The sequence below is a fragment of the Bacillus sp. FAU20 genome (genome assembly GCF_056033865.1).
Genome location: NZ_JBVYHY010000024.1, coordinates 86,399 through 104,671, shown reverse-complemented (window position 1 = coordinate 104,671; position 18,273 = coordinate 86,399). Strand labels below are relative to the sequence as shown.

Here is an 18,273-nt window from a genome sequence, read left to right as displayed (position 1 = left end):
CCTCTCTTACGCTTCTTGCTCTGTTGTTTCGTCTTCAATACCTAATTCTTTTTTAATCCAGTCGTAACCTTCAGCTTCTAGACGTTGTGCAAGCTCAGGACCACCAGATTTAACGATACGACCGTTCATCATAACGTGAACGAAGTCTGGAGTGATGTAGTTTAATAAACGTTGGTAATGCGTAATCATTAGGCAACCGAACTCTTCGCCGCGCATTTCGTTAATACCTTTAGATACAACTTTTAATGCATCGATATCAAGACCTGAGTCGATTTCATCTAAGATTGCGATTTTTGGCTCAATCATCATTAATTGAAGAATTTCGTTACGTTTTTTCTCTCCACCAGAGAAACCTTCGTTTAAGTAACGTTGTGCCATTTCTGGATCCATTTCTAGGAATTCCATGTTTTTATCTAATGTACGGATAAATTTCATAAGAGAAATTTCATCGCCTTCTTCACGACGTGCATTAATTGCAGAACGTAAGAAGTCAGCGTTTGTTACTCCGCTAATTTCACTTGGATATTGCATTGCTAGGAATAGACCCGCTTGTGCGCGCTCATCTACTTCCATTTCTAATACATCTTCACCGTCGATGATGATGCTACCTTCTGTTACTTCATACTTTGGGTGACCCATAATTGCAGAAGATAAAGTTGATTTACCTGTTCCGTTAGGTCCCATAATTGCGTGGATTTCTCCACCTTTTACTTCAAGGTTTACACCCTTTAAAATTTCTTTGCCATCAATTGATACGTGTAAGTCTTTAACCGTTAATGTAGAACCAGCCATCTCAATACCTCCATTAATCCTATATATACATTTTAAAAATTCCTAAAACGTTCATATTCTCATTTTATTCTCATTCTAATTTTATATCAAATAAAATGATATCGCAAACGACGAAAAAAAGTAACCGTTTTTTCACAAATGTATATAAGTATTTCCTTTGCATCTTTCTATGATACACCTTTCTTCTTATTTATATAAAGAAAAAAGGACTGGTAATTTTCCAGTCCTTTCCTTATAATTATTCACTTACCGGAAGTACAGCACCTTTATATTCTTTATTAATAAAATCTTGAATTTCTTTTGAATGTAGCACTTCTACTAGCTCTTTAATTTCTTTTTTCTTCTCATCACCTTTACGAACTGCAATGATGTTTGCATACGGAGAGTCTGCTCCTTCAATCGCAATTGCATCCTTTGTTGGATTTAATTTTGCATCAATTGCATAGTTTGAATTAATAAATAAAGCATCACCTTCATTATTTTCATACAGCTTTGGTGACAATCCAGGCTCTACATCTGTTTTAAACTTTAAGTTTTTCGGATTTTCGACTACATCTTTTACGGTTGCCTTAACAACATCTACACCATCTTTAAGCTTAATCACTCCGCCTTTTTGTAACAATGCTAACATACGGCCTCGCTCCGCTACGTTATTACTCATAATTACTGTTCCGCCATCTGGTAAGTCTTTTAAGCTTTTATATTTCTTAGAATAAATACCCATCGGCTCTAAATGGATTTTTCCTGCGTTTACAATTTTATATCCCTTTTCTTGGATTTCTTTATCTAAGTACGGAATATGCTGGAAGTAGTTCGCATCAATTTCTTTATCCGCTAACGCTTTATTTGGCAGTACATAATCCTGGAACTTTTTAATCTCTAACTTAATGCCTTTTTTCTCTAATATTGGCTGTGCCTTCTCTAGAATAACAGCGTGCGGCACGTTAGAGGCTCCAACAACAAGCTTATTCTCTTCTTTTCCTCCGCAAGCAGCTAATGTAAATACAGACAGCGCTGTAACAACTGACAATAAAATCTTTTTCATATGATGTCCCCTTCTCCCCTATAGTTATGTAGTTATAAAAAAGGCTGGCATACACCAGCCTTTTCAGCAATTATTCTTTTACAGGAACAACTGCCCCTTTATATTCTTTATTAATAAAGTCTTCGATTTCTTTAGAATGCAATACTTCTACAAGCTCTTTAATCTCTTTTTTATCTTTATCACCTTTACGAACCACTAATACGTTTGCGTACGGTGAATCATCACCTTCAATTGCAATTGCATCTTTTTCTGGATTTAACTTTGCATCAATTGCATAGTTCGAGTTAATTAAAACAGCGTCGCCTTCTTTATTGTTATACACTTGTGGTAACAAACCTGGCTCAATGTCCGTTTTAAACTTTAAGTTTTTCGGGTTATCTGCAATATCTTTTGGAGTTGCACTAACTGGATCTACTCCGTCTTTAATTTTTAAAATGCCTTCTTTTTGTAAAATTGCTAAACCACGTCCATGGTCAGTAACGGAATTACTCATAATGATTGTCGCTCCGTCTGGAAGTTCTTTTAAGCTCTTATATTTTTGAGAATATACACCGATTGGTTCTAAATGAATTTTTCCTGCTATTTCAAAATCATATTTTTTATCTTTAATTTCTTTCTCTAAATACGGAATGTGCTGGAAGTAGTTTGCATCTAAATCCTTATCCGCTAACGATTTATTTGGCAACACGTAATCTTGGAACTTTTTGACTTCTAATTCAATTCCTTTTTTCTCAAGTAACGGTTTTGCTTTTTCTAAAATTTCAGCATGCGGTACGTTAGAAGCACCCACAACAAGTTTCTTTTCATCTTTATCTTTCCCACCACAAGCAGCTAACCCAAAAATTGAAGTTGAAATAAGTGCCGTAAGTAATAATTTTTTCATTTGAAACATCCTCCCGTTTTTTATTACCGTTTATCTATTCGAGTCGTTAAACTATCACCAATCCACTGAATTAAAAATACAACTAGTAATACACAAATTGTCGCAACGATTGTTACATCGTTATTCCCTCTTTGGAATCCTTCTAAGTAAGCAAGTGTTCCAAGGCCACCAGCACCAACAACTCCCGCCATTGCTGTATAGCCTACTAAAGCAATTGTCGTAACAGTAATACCAGATACTAATGCTGGTAACGATTCTGGAATTAACACTTTCAAAATAATTGTGCTTGTTTTCGCTCCCATTGCTTTTGAAGCTTCAATTACACCTTTATCAATTTCGCGAAGTGCGATTTCAACCATTCTCGCGTAGAATGGTGCCGCTCCAATAATTAAAGCTGGCAATGCTGCACTTGCTCCAAGAATTGTTCCAAGAAGAATCTTTGTGAATGGGATTAATAAAATAATTAAAATGATGAATGGTATAGAACGGAATATATTTACGAATGCTCCAATCACCGTATTAATTGATTTGTTTTCCCATAAATTATCTTTCGCTGTCATGAAGAGTAACAATCCTAAAATTAGTCCTAAAACAAATGTCGCAAGAGCTGCGATTGCCGTCATATATAACGTTTCACCAGTTGCTTCTAACATTTGATTCCAATCAACATTTGCGAGTAACTTATCCATGTGCAATCACCTCCAGCTCTACTTGATCTTGATGAATTCCTTCTATTGCTTGCTGGATCGCTATTTCCTCACCATTTAAATGAACAACTAAACTACCGTAAGAACCGTTATTCGTTTGTGCGATATTCCCTTGCAAAATGCTAACTTCTATATCACTGCGTTGCATTAATCGTTGAAGCACTGGTCTTTCTACAGCCTCACCGATAAATTGCAAACGAATTACTTTTCCATCTGGATATTTTTCAATTAAACTTTCAATCGTTTCATTTGTATCTTCAGAATCTGTTAACTGCTGTACAAATCGTTTCGTAATATCTTGCTTCGGATTACGGAATACATCAAGTACTGGACCTGTTTCTACAATCTTTCCTCTCTCCATTACCGCCACTCGGTTACATATCTTTCGAATCACGTGCATCTCATGTGTAATGAGTACAATTGTTAAACCAAGGCGCTTATTAATGTCTAATAGTAAATCCAAAATTTGATCTGTCGTTTCTGGATCAAGAGCTGACGTTGCTTCATCACATAAAAGCACTTGTGGATTGTTAGCTAAAGCTCTTGCAATCCCGACGCGTTGCTTTTGTCCTCCGCTTAGCTGAGATGGGTACGCGTCTCCTCTCCCTTCTAATCCAACAAGATGAATTAATTCATCAACACGTTTTCTTCTCTTCGCTTTATCAACACCTGCAATTTCAAGTGGAAACTCTATATTTTCACGTACAGTTCGTGACCAAAGTAAGTTAAAGTGCTGAAAAATCATTCCGATTTCTTGCCTTGCCTTACGAAGTTCACTTCCTGTAATTGCTGATATAACACGATTGGCAATTGTAATTTGGCCAGAAGTCGGTTTCTCTAACTGATTAAACAATCTAATTAAAGAACTTTTTCCAGCGCCGCTATATCCGATAACACCAAATATTTCGCCTTTTTCTATTTTTAAATTGGCGTTATCTACAGCAGTGACATCACCGCTTTTCGCCTTATATATTTTCTTTACATTCTCTAATAGAATCATGATGTTCACCCCTTTTTTAAATAAAAAGCGCAAGCGACTGTTCTAGCCGCTGAAGCTAGATTTCATAAAGATTTTGGATTGACTCCGCAATTTTTTATGTTTAATGCGCGTAGTCCACCGTTATCACTATCTTTATTATTTGAATGTCCTCCACATTCAAACAATAAAAAAACCTTTCTGCTTTAGAGAAGCAGAAAGGTTTATGTGCGTATATAACAACATTATCCCTCTCTCTCATCTCTCAAAGCATTTGCTTTGCAGGAATTGGCACCATTTCAACATAAGTTGACGGTTGCCGGGCTTCACAGGGCACAGTCCCTCCACCTCTCTTGATAAGAGAAATCAGATTCAATTTTCGTCTGATTTGTAATTTATGAAATTGTCTATATTTTATGAATTGAATTGTATCAATATCTAAACACCATGTCAACAGAAATTTTCGTAAAAAATGAACCTTCAGAATTTTAAGCACCTACTGACATCGGTTTACATATATGAAACATCGATTCGACTAATAGCATCGTTCGATACGTTCCCGAATATTGTACACGTCCATCGTTCATTAACATTTGCAATCGTACATTGCCGTTTACCAATTGTTTTACATCTTCTTCATCTACACAAACAATTTGCTCCGTCCCTATTTCCTCATGTAGCAGTTCTATATAATCTCTTGAAATTTGTAACGAACAACTTTCATCTCCAAAGCGGAAATTAACAGTTTTTTCTTCTTTTCTTAAAAGCGGCTCTAAATGATATTGACCATTAGCGTAATTTACAAATGATTGAAGCAAAGAATATAATTTCACCTTAAATCACATCCTTCATATCACTTTCTATTACATACCATTCCCTCTCACTAAAGAGCAATCCTGTTATTTTCGCTCGACAAATACTGTATCCACCCTGCATCTCGACATATTTCCCAAGAAATATGTCGAGGCGGCAAAAATTTTGCCGCCTACTTTAATTCCGTATATAAATATTCAACCGAATGAAATGCGTATATCTTCTTCATCAGTGTCCCATTTTCAAAAACAAGTAAACAAGGTACACTTTCAATCCCATACTCTTTCGCTAAATGCGGAGCATAATTTAAATCTAACATCCCAATTTTGAGGCCTTCAATTGTCATCTCAACGACTGTTAACATCTTTTTTGCTAATTGGCATGTTCCACACATTGGAGTATATACATATAATACTGTTTTTTCTTCGTTCTCTATTAGGGCTGTAGCTTCGGCTCCTGTCCAATCAATCACTTCTATCATTCCTTACCGTAAATATTCTGTATAAACGTCAATGTCGGCTCCCCATAATACATTTGCTAAGTGTGTAGATGGCGCAGTTGCCACTTCTCGGTACGAGCGATCAATATAGATATGCTCGGCTTGCGGAAATTCTTTTCGAAATTGTTTCCTTAACTTTTCTCCAGCATCATCAGCATCCACTAGCACATACACTTCCTTATCAAAAAACTGATCAACGAGCTCATCCATTTTCGACAAACCAATTGTACCATTTGTACAAACAATTTCCACCGGTTCACGAATAATAGATTCAATCTTTCTTCTATCTGATGTACCTTCTACAATAATGACTTTTTCTACATAAATCATATGTCATCACCCGATCACCATATACTATATAACCTTGAACTTAGTATATAGTATATTCGTTATTTTCATGTTGTTTCCTGTTTATTTTTGCAAAAGAAAAGCGTAAGCGGCTCGTTCAGATTGTGAAGACTTATGAAACCTTACCACAAAACAGTTTTTCTCATAATAGCTTATTTATTTACATATAACTTGACTTTCATTATTTCACACAAAATAAAAAAAGACAGCACAAAGGCTGTCCTTTAGTCGACTAAATTAGTCTTGATTTGTCATTTCTGCATATTTTTCTGCAGTTAATAACTTCTCAACTTGGCTTGCATCAGAAAGTTCAACTTTAACCATCCATGCACCCTCGTATGGAGATTCGTTAACAAGTTCTGGTTGGTCACTTAATTCTTCGTTTACTGCTACAACTTTACCGCTTACAGGTGCGTATAACTCAGAAACTGTTTTAACAGATTCTACGCTTCCGAATGGCTCGTCAGCTTCGATTGTTGCACCTACTTCAGGAAGTTCAACGAATACGATATCGCCTAGCTCACCTTGTGCAAAGTGAGTGATACCGATAACAACTTCATTACCTTCAGTTTTTACCCATTCGTGTTCTTCAGAGTAACGTAAATTATTTGGAATGCTCATGACTGTACCTCCAGTGAATGTATTAATTATGTAAAAATACCTTATTGGTACTTTTTCCACACACTTTCAAACTGCTCTTCGTTAAAACCAAGTGTTACATTCGTTCCATCTGTTACAATTGGACGTTTAATCAACATGCCATCAGATGCTAAAAGCTCGTACATTTCGTCTTCGCTTGCATCTTTCAACTTATCTTTCAGACCAAGTTCACGGTAACGCATTCCACTTGTATTAAAGAATTTTTTTAAGGGTAATTCACTTTTTTCATGTAAATTACGTAAATCTTCTTTTGATGGTGGATTTTCAACAATATGAATCATCTCATATGCTACATCGTTTGCCTCAAACCATTTCTTTGCCTTTTGACATGTGCCACACTTTGGATATGAATAAAATGTTACTGTCATAAATTCACCTACTTTTTTACTAACCTTTACCTTTATCATATAGAAAACGTTTTATTATTTCAAACCATTATTCGCTAAACTTTTACTTATTTCGTGATAATTTTTAATAATCCTGCGAATTTTTCTTATTTTTCCGCCATTTGTTAAGAAAAAAATAAATATATAAATTTTTTTAGATTCTGCACCAAACATATATCTTAAACAAGCGTTTGATTAATTCCCCATTTTTCTTTCTTACGCCTTGAGCTGCATCGGTTTCTTCCTACCGAACATACAGCTTAAACAAACGTTTGATTAATTCTCCATTTTTCTTTCTTAACCCTTAAGTTACATCGGTTTCTTCCTACCGAACATACAGCTTAAACAAACGTTTATTTAAAAAAATAAGAAGCCTCGTTTACAGGCTCCCTCATCATCTATTCAAATAATCTGCGATGGTTTGAAATACGACGATATACATATTATGAATACTTTCTTCTGTATTTCCTCCATTAGATAAACCAATTGCCCATTGTTGCCCTTCACCACTTCCGATATTTGCAAAACCTTGCGTATACATCACATTTACATCTTTTCGTGCACTGTTATACTCTGTCCCTTTTGTAATAAAAATTGAATATGATTTATCTTGTAAACCGATAAAAAACACTGGTTTCTTTAGCGATGAAAATACATTTTTGTACTGCTCTGTTGAGGCTTCTTGAAAGTGATCTTTCATTATTAGAAAACCATCCACTTCCTTAGATTTCTTTTCCAGTGCCTCTAACTTCATTTCCTCAAACTTTACATTCCTAAACGTATCTTTCGGCTTTTCTCCAACAACTCCAATTACGAGTGCTCTTCCGTTATATTCTAATTTCTCTCCTTCTTTATCCTTTGCACACCCAGCACTGACTAGGCATATCAATATAAAAAATAAGAAATACGATAAACGCTTCATATAGCACCCTCCCCTTCTTTTTAGTCAAGTGACAAAAACGTAAGGTTAATTCAAGAAAATGTAAGTAAAATCGATAGCCCAATTCACGTTTCTATATTATAATCAATTGAATTTACTTACATTACTAAACATAGGAGATCAACATGAAGAAATTTAAACTTTCATCTTTTCTTCCGTTAAGTTATATACTTCTACTTGTACTCGTAAGTCCCCTTTACGACGTATTAAATAAATCGACTGTTCACGCAGTAGACGTTACAACTGTAGTAGATGATTGGATTCCATTTGTAAAAGCATTTATTATTCCTTATTTACTTTGGTTTCCATACTTATACGGCGCACTTATTTATTACTGCTTTGCTGACCGAAAGCAATATTATGTCACTTTAAGTAGTGTTATTTTTGGAAAGCTTGCTTGTTTTTCTATTTATTATTTTTGGCAAACAACTGTACCGCGTCCGACTGTCGTTGGAACAGATGTATTTTCTGAACTAGTTCGCTATATTTATAGTATCGATCAACCGGTAAACTGTTTCCCTAGCATTCACGTTCTTACTACATTTGTAATTATGTTAGCTGCCTTTAAGCGTAGAGAGCAACATGCTTTTGAATATTACATCCTTACTTTCTTCGGTACACTTATTATTTTATCAACGTTATTTACGAAGCAGCATGCCTTTGTAGATGCCGTTTCTGGAATGACGCTTGCAAGCATACTTTACTTCGACGTTCAACTCTTATTGGCGAAAGAACCAATAAGAGTTCCAGTAAAACAAAATCATAGAATGTAACATGACAAAAAAGCAGACTGTGGCTTCTCAGTCTGCTTTTATCTATTATTAAGGAGATTTTCAATTTAAGATTGCGGTACAGTCATATCACCAGAATGAATACGACCTGCTTTTTTAAGAGCAATGTAAAGTATATAAGAAACAGCTACTGGAATAACGATATAAGTAATTACCATCGCTGGGAGAACTCCCCATCCTTGGCTGGAAATTAAATTAATTGGTGCGATAAGAGAACTTAATCCAAGACCTGCAATTTCCTTTCCTGCTTCCAGTTGGAAAATTAATGCGGATACTGGACCGACTATAGCACTGGCGACGACAGTTGGAACGAGAATCATTGGATTTTTAGTGATATTTGGCAACTGTACTTTCGGAGTACAAAGTGCTTGAGCTAATATGCCACCTAAATTGTTTTCTTTCGCTGAGATGACAGAGAATCCGATAAACTGAGCGACGCATCCGGCAAGAGCAGCACCACCTGCAACACCGTCTAAGCTAAGTGCAATTGCTAACGCAGCTGATGAAGCTGGAGAGATAAGTAATAGTCCCCAAACTACTGCAATGACGATAGAAGCGATAAACGGGCTACCAGCCGAGCTATCTTTAATGAACGCTCCAACTGCATTTAAAACAGGAGTAATATTATGAGCTAACCAAATACCAACTAAACCAGAGCCTAATATTGCCGCAAATGGAACGAGCATCATATCTAAAGCAGTTTTTCCGCTTAAACGTTTACCAATATATACAGCTAAAGTTGCTGTTAATAAAGCACCGATTGGCTCACCTGTTTTAATAATTAGACCTGCTTCAGTAATTGAAATGGATCCGGCACCAATTGCTCCAGCCACCATAGCCGAGAAGATTACAAGGCCATTTGCACCGAGCATAAAAGCAATCCCGGCACCAATTGCTGGTGCCATAAGTGATTTTGCAACAACTCCGATTGTAATAAGTAATGGTATATCAACAATTCTTCCTATATTTTCGATCAGTAAACCAATTCCGAGGGATACGAAAATACCTTGTGCGATTCCAGCAGATGCTTTAAATACACGAGACATTATATATTCCTTCATTTGTTTCACCTTCTTCTATAAGTTAGTAACCAATTGTTTTCATATAATCACGTAAAATATCGTTTGATTTTGCGAATCGAGATTCTTCATCCTCTGTTAAATTGAGTTCTACAACTTCTCTTATACCGTCTCTAGTAATAATAGCTGGTACTCCTGTACAAATATCATATTCACCATACTCACCATCTAAAATGGCTGATACAGCAATGACACGGTGATCATCATTAAAGATTGAACTCGCAATATATGCTAGAGAATTTCCGATTCCGTAATAAGTAGTTCCTTTTCGCTTATAAATTTCCCATCCAGCTTTCGCAGTCTTCTCAACAATTTCATCTAAATCTATTTCACCAAATCGTTCTTTTTGTTCTTCTAAAATTTGCAGAATTGGCTTTCCACCAACAGTTACGTGAGACCAAGCAACCATTTGAGAATCACCATGTTCTCCCAATGAATACCCATGAATACTACGAGGGTCTACATGTAACATTTCAGATAAAATTGTTCTTAAGCGAGAAGAATCTAATGATGTACCTGTACCGATCACACGATTTCTAGGTAATCCAGATAATTTCCATACTTCATATGTAATAATATCAACTGGGTTCGATGCGAGTAAGAAAATACCATCAAATCCACTTTCCATTACGCCACCAACAACACTTTCCATAATCTTTGCACTTGCTCCTAAAGTATCTAAGCGACTTTGTCCAGGTTTTGGTGCTGGCCCTGCAGTAATAATAACAATGTCCATATCTTTGCAGTCTTCATAGCTTCCTGCATATACTTTTGTTCTTGTATTTGTAAAGTTAATGCAATGTGATAAATCCATTGCTTCCCCAACTGCACGTTCATGATTTATATCAATTAATAATAGCTCTTCGCAAATGCCTTGATTCACAATAGAATACGCACAACTTGATCCAACTAATCCAGTACCGATAATTGCAATTTTTCTTGTATGCCTTTTCATAGCAATCTCTCCTAAGTGATCATATAATCTATTTCTTTTGTTCTTTACACTCTTAATTATAGAGGTTATCACGATAGAAACCATGGATACTTTGTGAAATATTGAACAAAGTTTTTGTCCTTTTTGTGAATTGTTATATTCCATTTTCGTCATATTTGTTACAACTGGAAAAATATTTATTATATATTTATTGACATACAACAAAATAAAACGAGCGAATCCATTTTCGCTCGTTTTTTCATCCTATTATTCTGCACTTAACTGACTTTTCAATTGCTGCACAATCATCGGATTCGCAGGTGCTGCTGGTTTATAATAACTCTTTTGCTTTGCGTACTCATACATATTACGTTGGCGCATCTCATCTTGATTACGAATTTGGATTAACGTTTGATGTAACTGCTCATTATCAGACTGAGCAATATAATTTGCATAACTTGTTAAACTTGCATTTAATCCTGCTAAATAATCATTTACCATATCTTTTTCATTCATGTTCCGCTTCCTCCTATCCTAAAAAAGTCATTAATTGTTGCTTCGTATTTCGTGCATCTTGTGCATCCTTTTGTAGCATTTGTTTCAGTTGTGGATCTGTACACGTCTGTGCATACTGCTCCAACTTGTTAATAATTGTTGCATGTCCACCGATTAAATGACGTAAATTTTCTACTTCAAGCTCTGTTAAATTTTGCATGGAATACTCCTACCTTTCTTCTTTCATTCTTCTTTAGTATTCTGTTTTTTTCAAATCGTATTCATTAAAAAGTCTGCTAAATAATCATTTAACTAAAAAGAGCCTCTAAACGATTAGAGGCTCTTTCTACTTAAATTCCTTTCCGCTTCTTCAATCGCCCGTTGCATTTGTATTAACGGATTTTCAATCACTTTCCCATGTCCTGTCGCCAATAAAGACGGCTTATACTCCAGCAATTTCTGCGCGCTTGCTAATGAAACTTCTGCATCCCACGTACCAAACATAGGAAACGGGAAAAGCCACTTCAACTGTCCTGCTACCGCTAATCCTCCTCTCGTTTGAAATGCATCTCCAACAATGAGTGCATCATTTCTTGTGTCTAAAAACGCCATTGATCCCGGTGTATGACCTGGAGCTCCAATCGCTACAAGAGAACCAACTTTATCTCCCTCTTGAAGAAGAATATCTGGAATCGTATTTATCTGTTTTGACACTCCCACTTTTATTGGTGTATTTCGTTCTCCCTCTTGCAGTACCTTATCTCCTTCAAGTAAACATGCATCTCTTTTTGAAATATAGACCGGAACATCCGGCAGCACTTGTTTTATAACATCAAGCGCTCCTACATGGTCATCATGCGCATGTGTAATAACGATTTTCGTAATCGGTTTTCCTATTTTCCGAGCTGATTGTAAAATCTTCTTTGCACAAAACGGTAAAGCCGCATCAATTAAAGTTAATCCTGTCTCTTCTTCAACGAAGTAACAGTTAATTGGAAATAGACGCGGTAAAAATGCGATTTGATGAACTGTTCCTACACTTATCACCTTCATCTTCTTTACCTCCATAAAAAAGAGCTGTTTACACATACATATGTAAAACAGCTTTATTCAAGAATTCAGCAATAAAAAACCAGTAGCCAATCGGCTACTGGTTCTCTTTCATCTATTAAACTGTATAACGCTCATCTTCTAAAATTTTCGCAGCAATTTCACGTTTCTTCGGAATTACGTTAAGTGGTGTGTGGCGAGTTAATTTACGTAATGATGATAACATCATGCGCAGCATGTCGCCGTTTTCAATTGCGATAAGTGTTTCTTTCGCATCTGCTTCAATTTCGTTGAATGCTTCTTGGCAGAATACTTCAGTGTATAACACTTTTTGTTTATTCTTTTCAAGACCAGTTGTTTTAATTGCTTTTTCTGTACGAAGAACAGCTGATTCCATTGCATATAGGTTACTTACGATGTCAGCGATATTCACAAGAATTTCTTGCTCTTTATCTAATGCTTTACCGTATTTTTGAGCTGCTAATCCAGCTACCATTAAGCCGATTTTCTTCGCGTTACTTACTAAATACTTTTGAAGTGCTAATGGCTCATCGCCTACTTCTTCTGGCATCATCATCATTAACTCTTCTTGTAATTTTTGTGCTTTTTGAAGAAGTGGTAATTCACCTTTCATCGCTTTACGTAAGAACGTACCTGGTACGATTAGGCGGTTAATTTCATTCGTTCCTTCGAAAATACGGTTAATACGAGAATCGCGGTACATTCTTTCAATCTCGTACTCTGCCATAAATCCGTAACCACCGTGAATTTGAACACCTTCATCTACTGTATAATCTAGTACTTCAGAACCGAATACTTTATTTAAAGAGCACTCGATTGCATATTCAGCGATAGAAGCTGCTACTGCTTTACCGTCTTTTACTTCTTCTTCAGATAATGTGCTCATGCGGCTTTCGAATAAACCTACTGTACGATATACAGAACTTTCAGCTGCATATGTTTTTGCTGCCATATTCGCAAGTTTCTCTTGAATTAATGGGAAGCGAGCGATTGGTTGCTTGAACTGTTGACGTTGGTTTGCATATTGTGCTGAAATTTCTACTGCACGTTTCGCAGATCCAACTGTACCAACACCTAATTTATAACGGCCGATATTTAAAATGTTGAATGCGATAATATGACCTTTACCGATTTCACCAAGTAGGTTTTCTTTCGGTACTAATGCATCTTCTAAAATTAACGTACGAGTTGAAGAACATTTAATACCCATTTTCTTTTCTTCTGGGCTTGTAGATACGCCAGCATATTCTTTCTCTACGATAAATGCTGAGAAGTGCTCTCCATCAATTTTTGCATACACGATAAATACGTCAGCGAATGCAGAGTTTGTAATCCATTGTTTTTCACCATTTAATACATAATGTGTACCTTCTGCATTTAAACGTGCAGTTGTTTTTGCACCTAATGCGTCAGATCCTGAACCTGGCTCTGTTAATGCGTATGCAGCTAATTTCTCACCAGTTGCAAGTAATGGTAAATACTTTTTCTTTTGCTCTTCGTTACCGAATAATACGATTGGTAACGATCCGATACCTACGTGAGCACCGTGAGTAATTGCAAAGCCACCTGCGCGAGAGAATTTCTCTGCGATTAACGCTGAGCTTACTTTATCAAGGCCAATTCCTCCGTACTCTTCTGGTACATCAGCACCTAATAAACCAAGTTCTCCAGCTTCTTTTAACAGACGAACAGAACGATCAAACTCATGTTGCTCTAAATATTCAAGCTCTGGAAGAACTTCATTTACGATAAAGTCCTCTGTCGTTTTTGCAATCATTTTATGCTCAGATGAAAAATCTTCTGGCGTAAACACTTGATCAATCGTAATCTCATCTACTAAAAAGCTACCGCCTTTAACCGCATTTCCTACTGTTTTTTCCATGAAAATTTCCTCCTTCATATTTTCATGAGCAGCTTCTTTCAAAAAAGAAAGAAGCTGGCTCTCAATTTTATTTTTTATAAACCTTCGTTGCTTCCATTCTTTTTTTATAATCCAGTTCCAGTGGCTAAAACAGTCGGTCGTTTCACCCCTTCCTGTGAGGCAAAGAGCGCCTCTTCGTCTGAAGCTCCATCCCCCTCACATTCTGAGCAAGCCGCTTCCACTTTTTTTATAGTAATTCAAATACTCCCGCTGCTCCCATTCCGCCACCGATACACATTGTTACGATACCGAATTGTTCGTTGCGGCGTTTCATTTCGTGAATAAGAGATAGTGTTAGTTTTGCTCCTGTACAGCCAAGTGGATGTCCAAGTGCGATTGCACCACCGTTTACGTTTACTTTTTCTTCATCTAAACCAAGTTCACGAATAACTTGGATTGATTGTGAAGCGAATGCTTCATTTAGTTCGAATAGGCCGATATCAGATAGCTCTAAACCAGCTAGTTTTAACGCTTTCGGAATTGCAGCGATTGGACCGATTCCCATTACTTCTGGTGGTACGCCAGCTACTGCAAATGAACGGAATTTCGCAAGTGGCTTCATACCATCACTTACTGCTTTTTCACGATCCATCAATAATACAGATGCTGCACCATCACTCATTTGTGAAGAGTTACCAGCTGTTACAGAACCGCGAACGTTAAATGCTGGACGTAATTTACCTAAGATGTCTAATGTCGTTTCTGCTCTTACACCTTCGTCTTGTGCGAAAGTGATTGTTTCTTCTTGTAATTTGTTGTTTGCTCCAACAGTACGTAACGTTACATCTACAGATACTGTTTCATCAGCAAAGTTCCCTGCCGCTAATGCTTTGGCAGCACGTTGATGACTTCTTACTGCGAATGCATCTTGCTCTTCACGAGAAATTCCATATTTCACAGCAACTTGCTCTGCTGTATGTCCCATACCCATATAATATTCTGGAGCTGCTTCTACAAGGCGACTATTCGGACGAACAACGTGTCCCATCATTGGAACTAAACTCATTGATTCCGCTCCACCTGATAATACAGCTTCAGAGTGACCAAGCATAATACGCTCTGCTCCGTAAGCGATACTTTGTAAACCTGAAGAACAGTAACGGTTAATCGTAATAGCTGGAACATCGTAAGAAAGTCCTGCTAATCCACCGATATTACGAGCCATATTTAAACCTTGCTCTGCTTCTGGCATCGCACAGCCGAAAATTAAATCGTCAATTGGTCCTTCATAATTCGCACGCTTTAACGTTTCCTTTACTACTAACGCCCCTAGATCGTCAGGACGAACTGTTTTTAATGAACCCCTCTTTGCTTTTCCAATTGGTGTTCTTGCTCCCGCAACAATGACAGCTTCTCTCATGAACGATATCTCCCCTCGTTATTAGTTACGTAATGGCTTTCCTTTTACAAGCATGTGCTGCATTCTTGCTTGTGATTTCATCTCACTTACTAAGCTAATAAATGCTTCACGTTCTACATCTAATAAATATTGCTCATCAACTTCTGTTCCGTACGGCACTTTTCCACCCGCAATGACATATGCAAGTTTCTTCGCAATGTGAAGATCATGTTCAGAAATGTAACCTGATAAATGCATTGCTTCTGCACCAAGTACAAGAGTTGCATATCCTGTTTCACCAACAACTGGTATCTTTTTACGAATCGGTGCTTTATAACCAGCTTCATATAAAGCAAGTGCTTTCTGTTTCGCATCATATAGTAAGTGATCACCATTCACACTAATACCGTCTTTATCGCCTAAGAAGTTGTTCGATACAGCTTCTTGGGCTGATGTAGAAACTTTCGCCATCGCTACAGATTCGAACACTTTATTCGCAACTTTTTGCAGGTCAAACTCTACACCATTTGGCATTTTATTTAAGTGTTTAATGTATAGCTCTTTATTACCGCCTCCGCCAGGAATTAAGCCAACACCAACTTCTACTAAGCCCATATACGTTTCACTAGAAGCTTGAATGCTAGCTGCTGGTAAGCAAACTTCTGTACCTCCGCCAAGCGTCATACCATATGGTGCTGCTACAACTGGCTTAGAAGAGTACTTAATTTTCGTCATTGCATCTTGGAAGTTTTTCACAACCAACTCAATTTCAAAGTAATTGTCGTCTTGTGCTTCCATTAAGATCATCGCCAAGTTCGCACCAACGCAGAAGTTCTTCGATTGGTTACCGATAACAAGACCTTTATAATTTTTTTCTACTTCATCAACAGCATAGTTAATCATTTGCGTAATATCCATACCGATTGCATTGCTCTTCGAATGGAATTCTAAGCAAAGGATGCCGTCGCCTAAATCAATTAAGCTCGCTCCGCTATTTTTCTTTAATACACCATTTTTCGCTTTTAATTGCTTAAGAGAAATTGCTTTTTTATTACGCTCGATTAGCTTATATTCGCCATTATCGTAATAGTAGCTATCGCCGTTATCATGTTTATAGAAAGTAGTGAAACCTTTCTCTAACATTTCTTTCACCCAAGTAGGAACAACTACGCCGTTTTCTTCCATCTTTTGAACAGATTTTTCAACACCGATTGCATCCCACACTTCAAATGGTCCTTGCTCCCAGCCGAAGCCCCACTTCATCGCTTGGTCAATTGCAACGATATCGTCAGCAATTTCTTTATGAAGTTTTGCAGAGTATAAAAGAGTTGGTGTAATGATGTTCCATAACAACTCTCCTGCACGATCTTTCGCGTATACAAGCGCTTTCAATTTATTCGCTAATCCTTTTTCTTGTTTACTTAACTCTACGGATGCAGCTTTTAATTTTTTACGCGCTTCATATTCCATCGTTTTAGGGTTTAACTCTAAAATTTCTTTCCCTTGTTTTAAGAAGAAGCCTTGACCCGTTTTACTTCCAAGCCATTTTTTCTCAAGCATTTCATGCATGAAAGCTGGTACTTTAAATACATCACGCTCTTCTTCTTGCACATTTTCATATACGTTATTTGCAACGTGTACGAATGTATCTAAGCCGACAACATCTAATGTGCGGAACGTTGCGCTCTTCGGACGACCAATAAGTGGGCCTGTTACAGAATCAACTTCCCCAATACTATAGCCGCGTTTTACCATCTCTTGAAGAGTAACAAGTAAACCGTACGTACCGATGCGGTTTCCAATAAAGTTTGGTGTGTCTTTTGCGATAACAACGCCTTTTCCAAGAACGTCTTCGCCAAATAGTTTCATGAAGCTTAATACTTGTGGATCTGTTTCTTTCGTCGGTATTACCTCTAGAAGTTTTAAATATCGTGGTGGGTTAAAAAAGTGTGTGCCTAAGAAGTGTTTCTGGAAGTCGTCTGAACGACCTTCTGCCATTTTTTCAACTGAGATGCCTGACGTATTCGAGCTGACAATAGAACCCGGTTTACGAACAGCGTCTACTTTTTCAAATAATTTCTTTTTAATCTCTAAGTTTTCAACTACTACTTCAATAATCCAATCTACATCAGCTAGACGCTCAAGATCATCTTCTAAGTTACCTGCTTCAATCAGTGCTAGATTTCCTTTCACTGTCAGAGGAGCTGGTTTTTGCTTTAATAATTTTTGCACAGCCGTATTACTAAAACGATTTCTCACACTTTTATGTTCTAATGTAAGTCCCTTCGCTTCTTCTTCTTTCGTAAGCGCAGGTGGTACAATATCAAGCAATAATGTCGGAATACCAATATTAGCTAAGTGTGCCGCAATTCCCGAACCCATTACGCCTGAACCTAGAACAGCAGCCTTTTTAATTTGGAACATCCAATTCTCCCCCTATTCTTGAATGAATGCTCATTCAATTTTTCGACATAAGTCGCAATCAATGAGTGAGCCTCTACTAATAAATATATGATACTGTTTAAATTTTCGCAATATATTTATTGATAAAATTTTCTGAAATAAATATTTTTCTTTCATTTGGCTATGCTATA

Annotated in this window: 20 protein-coding genes and 1 riboswitch; of the genes, 1 reads left to right on the top strand and 19 read right to left on the bottom strand. The window is 36.9% G+C overall.

Going from position 1 to position 18,273, the window contains the following annotated elements; genetic code table 11:
* Window positions 1-6: 6 nt before the first annotated feature.
* The 11 genes from sufC to AC0OM3_RS20830 form a co-directional block, all read right to left on the bottom strand.
* A complete protein-coding gene (sufC, locus tag AC0OM3_RS20880) occupies window positions 7-792 on the bottom strand; it encodes a Fe-S cluster assembly ATPase SufC (protein WP_000929160.1) in 786 nt (261 codons plus the stop codon).
* A gap of 238 nt (window positions 793-1,030) precedes the next feature.
* Window positions 1,031-1,837 carry a methionine ABC transporter substrate-binding lipoprotein MetQ gene (gene metQ, locus AC0OM3_RS20875; RefSeq protein WP_000722399.1) on the bottom strand — a complete coding sequence of 269 codons (807 nt, stop codon included), beginning with the start codon at window positions 1,835-1,837 and terminating at the stop codon, window positions 1,031-1,033.
* A gap of 70 nt (window positions 1,838-1,907) precedes the next feature.
* Window positions 1,908-2,720, bottom strand: a complete 813-nt coding sequence (metQ, locus tag AC0OM3_RS20870; protein WP_000735087.1) for a methionine ABC transporter substrate-binding lipoprotein MetQ — start codon at window positions 2,718-2,720, stop codon at window positions 1,908-1,910.
* A gap of 23 nt (window positions 2,721-2,743) precedes the next feature.
* Complete coding sequence (locus AC0OM3_RS20865; protein ID WP_000359401.1) at window positions 2,744-3,409, bottom strand: methionine ABC transporter permease; 666 nt, start codon at window positions 3,407-3,409, stop codon at window positions 2,744-2,746.
* A complete protein-coding gene (locus AC0OM3_RS20860) occupies window positions 3,402-4,427 on the bottom strand; it encodes a methionine ABC transporter ATP-binding protein (protein ID WP_089148707.1) in 1,026 nt (341 codons plus the stop codon). Before AC0OM3_RS20860 ends, AC0OM3_RS20865 begins: the two co-directional genes overlap by 8 nt.
* A gap of 231 nt (window positions 4,428-4,658) precedes the next feature.
* A riboswitch (SAM riboswitch) is annotated at window positions 4,659-4,766 on the bottom strand.
* Between the two features lie 125 nt (window positions 4,767-4,891).
* Complete coding sequence (locus AC0OM3_RS20855) at window positions 4,892-5,236, bottom strand: hypothetical protein (protein ID WP_000781210.1); 345 nt, start codon at window positions 5,234-5,236, stop codon at window positions 4,892-4,894.
* Window positions 5,237-5,388: 152 nt separating this feature from the next.
* Window positions 5,389-5,697 (bottom strand): thioredoxin family protein, encoded by a 309-nt coding sequence (locus AC0OM3_RS20850; protein ID WP_002025020.1) that lies wholly within the window; start codon window positions 5,695-5,697, stop codon window positions 5,389-5,391.
* A gap of 3 nt (window positions 5,698-5,700) precedes the next feature.
* Window positions 5,701-6,045, bottom strand: a complete 345-nt coding sequence (locus tag AC0OM3_RS20845; protein WP_000640870.1) for a toprim domain-containing protein — start codon at window positions 6,043-6,045, stop codon at window positions 5,701-5,703.
* 255 nt (window positions 6,046-6,300) lie between these two features.
* Entirely contained in the window at window positions 6,301-6,684 is a 384-nt protein-coding gene (gene gcvH / locus AC0OM3_RS20840) for a glycine cleavage system protein GcvH (protein ID WP_000026896.1), read from the bottom strand.
* Between the two features lie 41 nt (window positions 6,685-6,725).
* The gene (locus AC0OM3_RS20835; RefSeq protein ID WP_000218968.1) at window positions 6,726-7,091 is read right to left on the bottom strand and encodes an arsenate reductase family protein; all 366 of its coding nucleotides are present in this window, start codon (window positions 7,089-7,091) and stop codon (window positions 6,726-6,728) included.
* A 412-nt stretch (window positions 7,092-7,503) separates the two neighbouring features.
* The gene (locus tag AC0OM3_RS20830; RefSeq protein ID WP_000826885.1) at window positions 7,504-8,031 is read right to left on the bottom strand and encodes a hypothetical protein; all 528 of its coding nucleotides are present in this window, start codon (window positions 8,029-8,031) and stop codon (window positions 7,504-7,506) included.
* Window positions 8,032-8,174: 143 nt separating this feature from the next.
* On the opposite strand from AC0OM3_RS20830, the gene AC0OM3_RS20825 reads away from it, so the two are divergent.
* Window positions 8,175-8,822 carry a phosphatase PAP2 family protein gene (locus AC0OM3_RS20825; RefSeq protein ID WP_474212905.1) on the top strand — a complete coding sequence of 216 codons (648 nt, stop codon included), beginning with the start codon at window positions 8,175-8,177 and terminating at the stop codon, window positions 8,820-8,822.
* A gap of 65 nt (window positions 8,823-8,887) precedes the next feature.
* Here the strand turns inward: AC0OM3_RS20825 and AC0OM3_RS20820 are convergent, their stop codons facing one another.
* The 8 genes from AC0OM3_RS20820 to AC0OM3_RS20785 all read right to left on the bottom strand — a co-directional run bounded on the left by AC0OM3_RS20820 (window position 8,888) and on the right by AC0OM3_RS20785 (window position 18,103).
* Window positions 8,888-9,901, bottom strand: a complete 1,014-nt coding sequence (locus AC0OM3_RS20820) for a PTS sugar transporter subunit IIC (RefSeq protein WP_000666162.1) — start codon at window positions 9,899-9,901, stop codon at window positions 8,888-8,890.
* Between the two features lie 22 nt (window positions 9,902-9,923).
* The gene (locus AC0OM3_RS20815; protein WP_000820650.1) at window positions 9,924-10,874 is read right to left on the bottom strand and encodes an L-lactate dehydrogenase; all 951 of its coding nucleotides are present in this window, start codon (window positions 10,872-10,874) and stop codon (window positions 9,924-9,926) included.
* Between the two features lie 246 nt (window positions 10,875-11,120).
* Entirely contained in the window at window positions 11,121-11,369 is a 249-nt protein-coding gene (locus AC0OM3_RS20810; RefSeq protein ID WP_001002987.1) for a spore coat protein, read from the bottom strand.
* A gap of 13 nt (window positions 11,370-11,382) precedes the next feature.
* Window positions 11,383-11,568, bottom strand: a complete 186-nt coding sequence (locus AC0OM3_RS20805; RefSeq protein ID WP_001180555.1) for a hypothetical protein — start codon at window positions 11,566-11,568, stop codon at window positions 11,383-11,385.
* Window positions 11,569-11,681: 113 nt separating this feature from the next.
* On the bottom strand, window positions 11,682-12,401 hold the full coding sequence (locus AC0OM3_RS20800) for an MBL fold metallo-hydrolase (protein WP_046946679.1): 720 nt from the start codon (window positions 12,399-12,401) through the stop codon (window positions 11,682-11,684).
* 115 nt (window positions 12,402-12,516) lie between these two features.
* On the bottom strand, window positions 12,517-14,301 hold the full coding sequence (locus AC0OM3_RS20795) for an acyl-CoA dehydrogenase family protein (RefSeq protein WP_474212901.1): 1,785 nt from the start codon (window positions 14,299-14,301) through the stop codon (window positions 12,517-12,519).
* Between the two features lie 226 nt (window positions 14,302-14,527).
* Entirely contained in the window at window positions 14,528-15,700 is a 1,173-nt protein-coding gene (locus AC0OM3_RS20790) for an acetyl-CoA C-acetyltransferase (RefSeq protein WP_001206335.1), read from the bottom strand.
* Between the two features lie 21 nt (window positions 15,701-15,721).
* Window positions 15,722-18,103 carry a 3-hydroxyacyl-CoA dehydrogenase/enoyl-CoA hydratase family protein gene (locus AC0OM3_RS20785; protein WP_000486395.1) on the bottom strand — a complete coding sequence of 794 codons (2,382 nt, stop codon included), beginning with the start codon at window positions 18,101-18,103 and terminating at the stop codon, window positions 15,722-15,724.
* Between the last annotated feature and the right edge of the window lie 170 nt (window positions 18,104-18,273).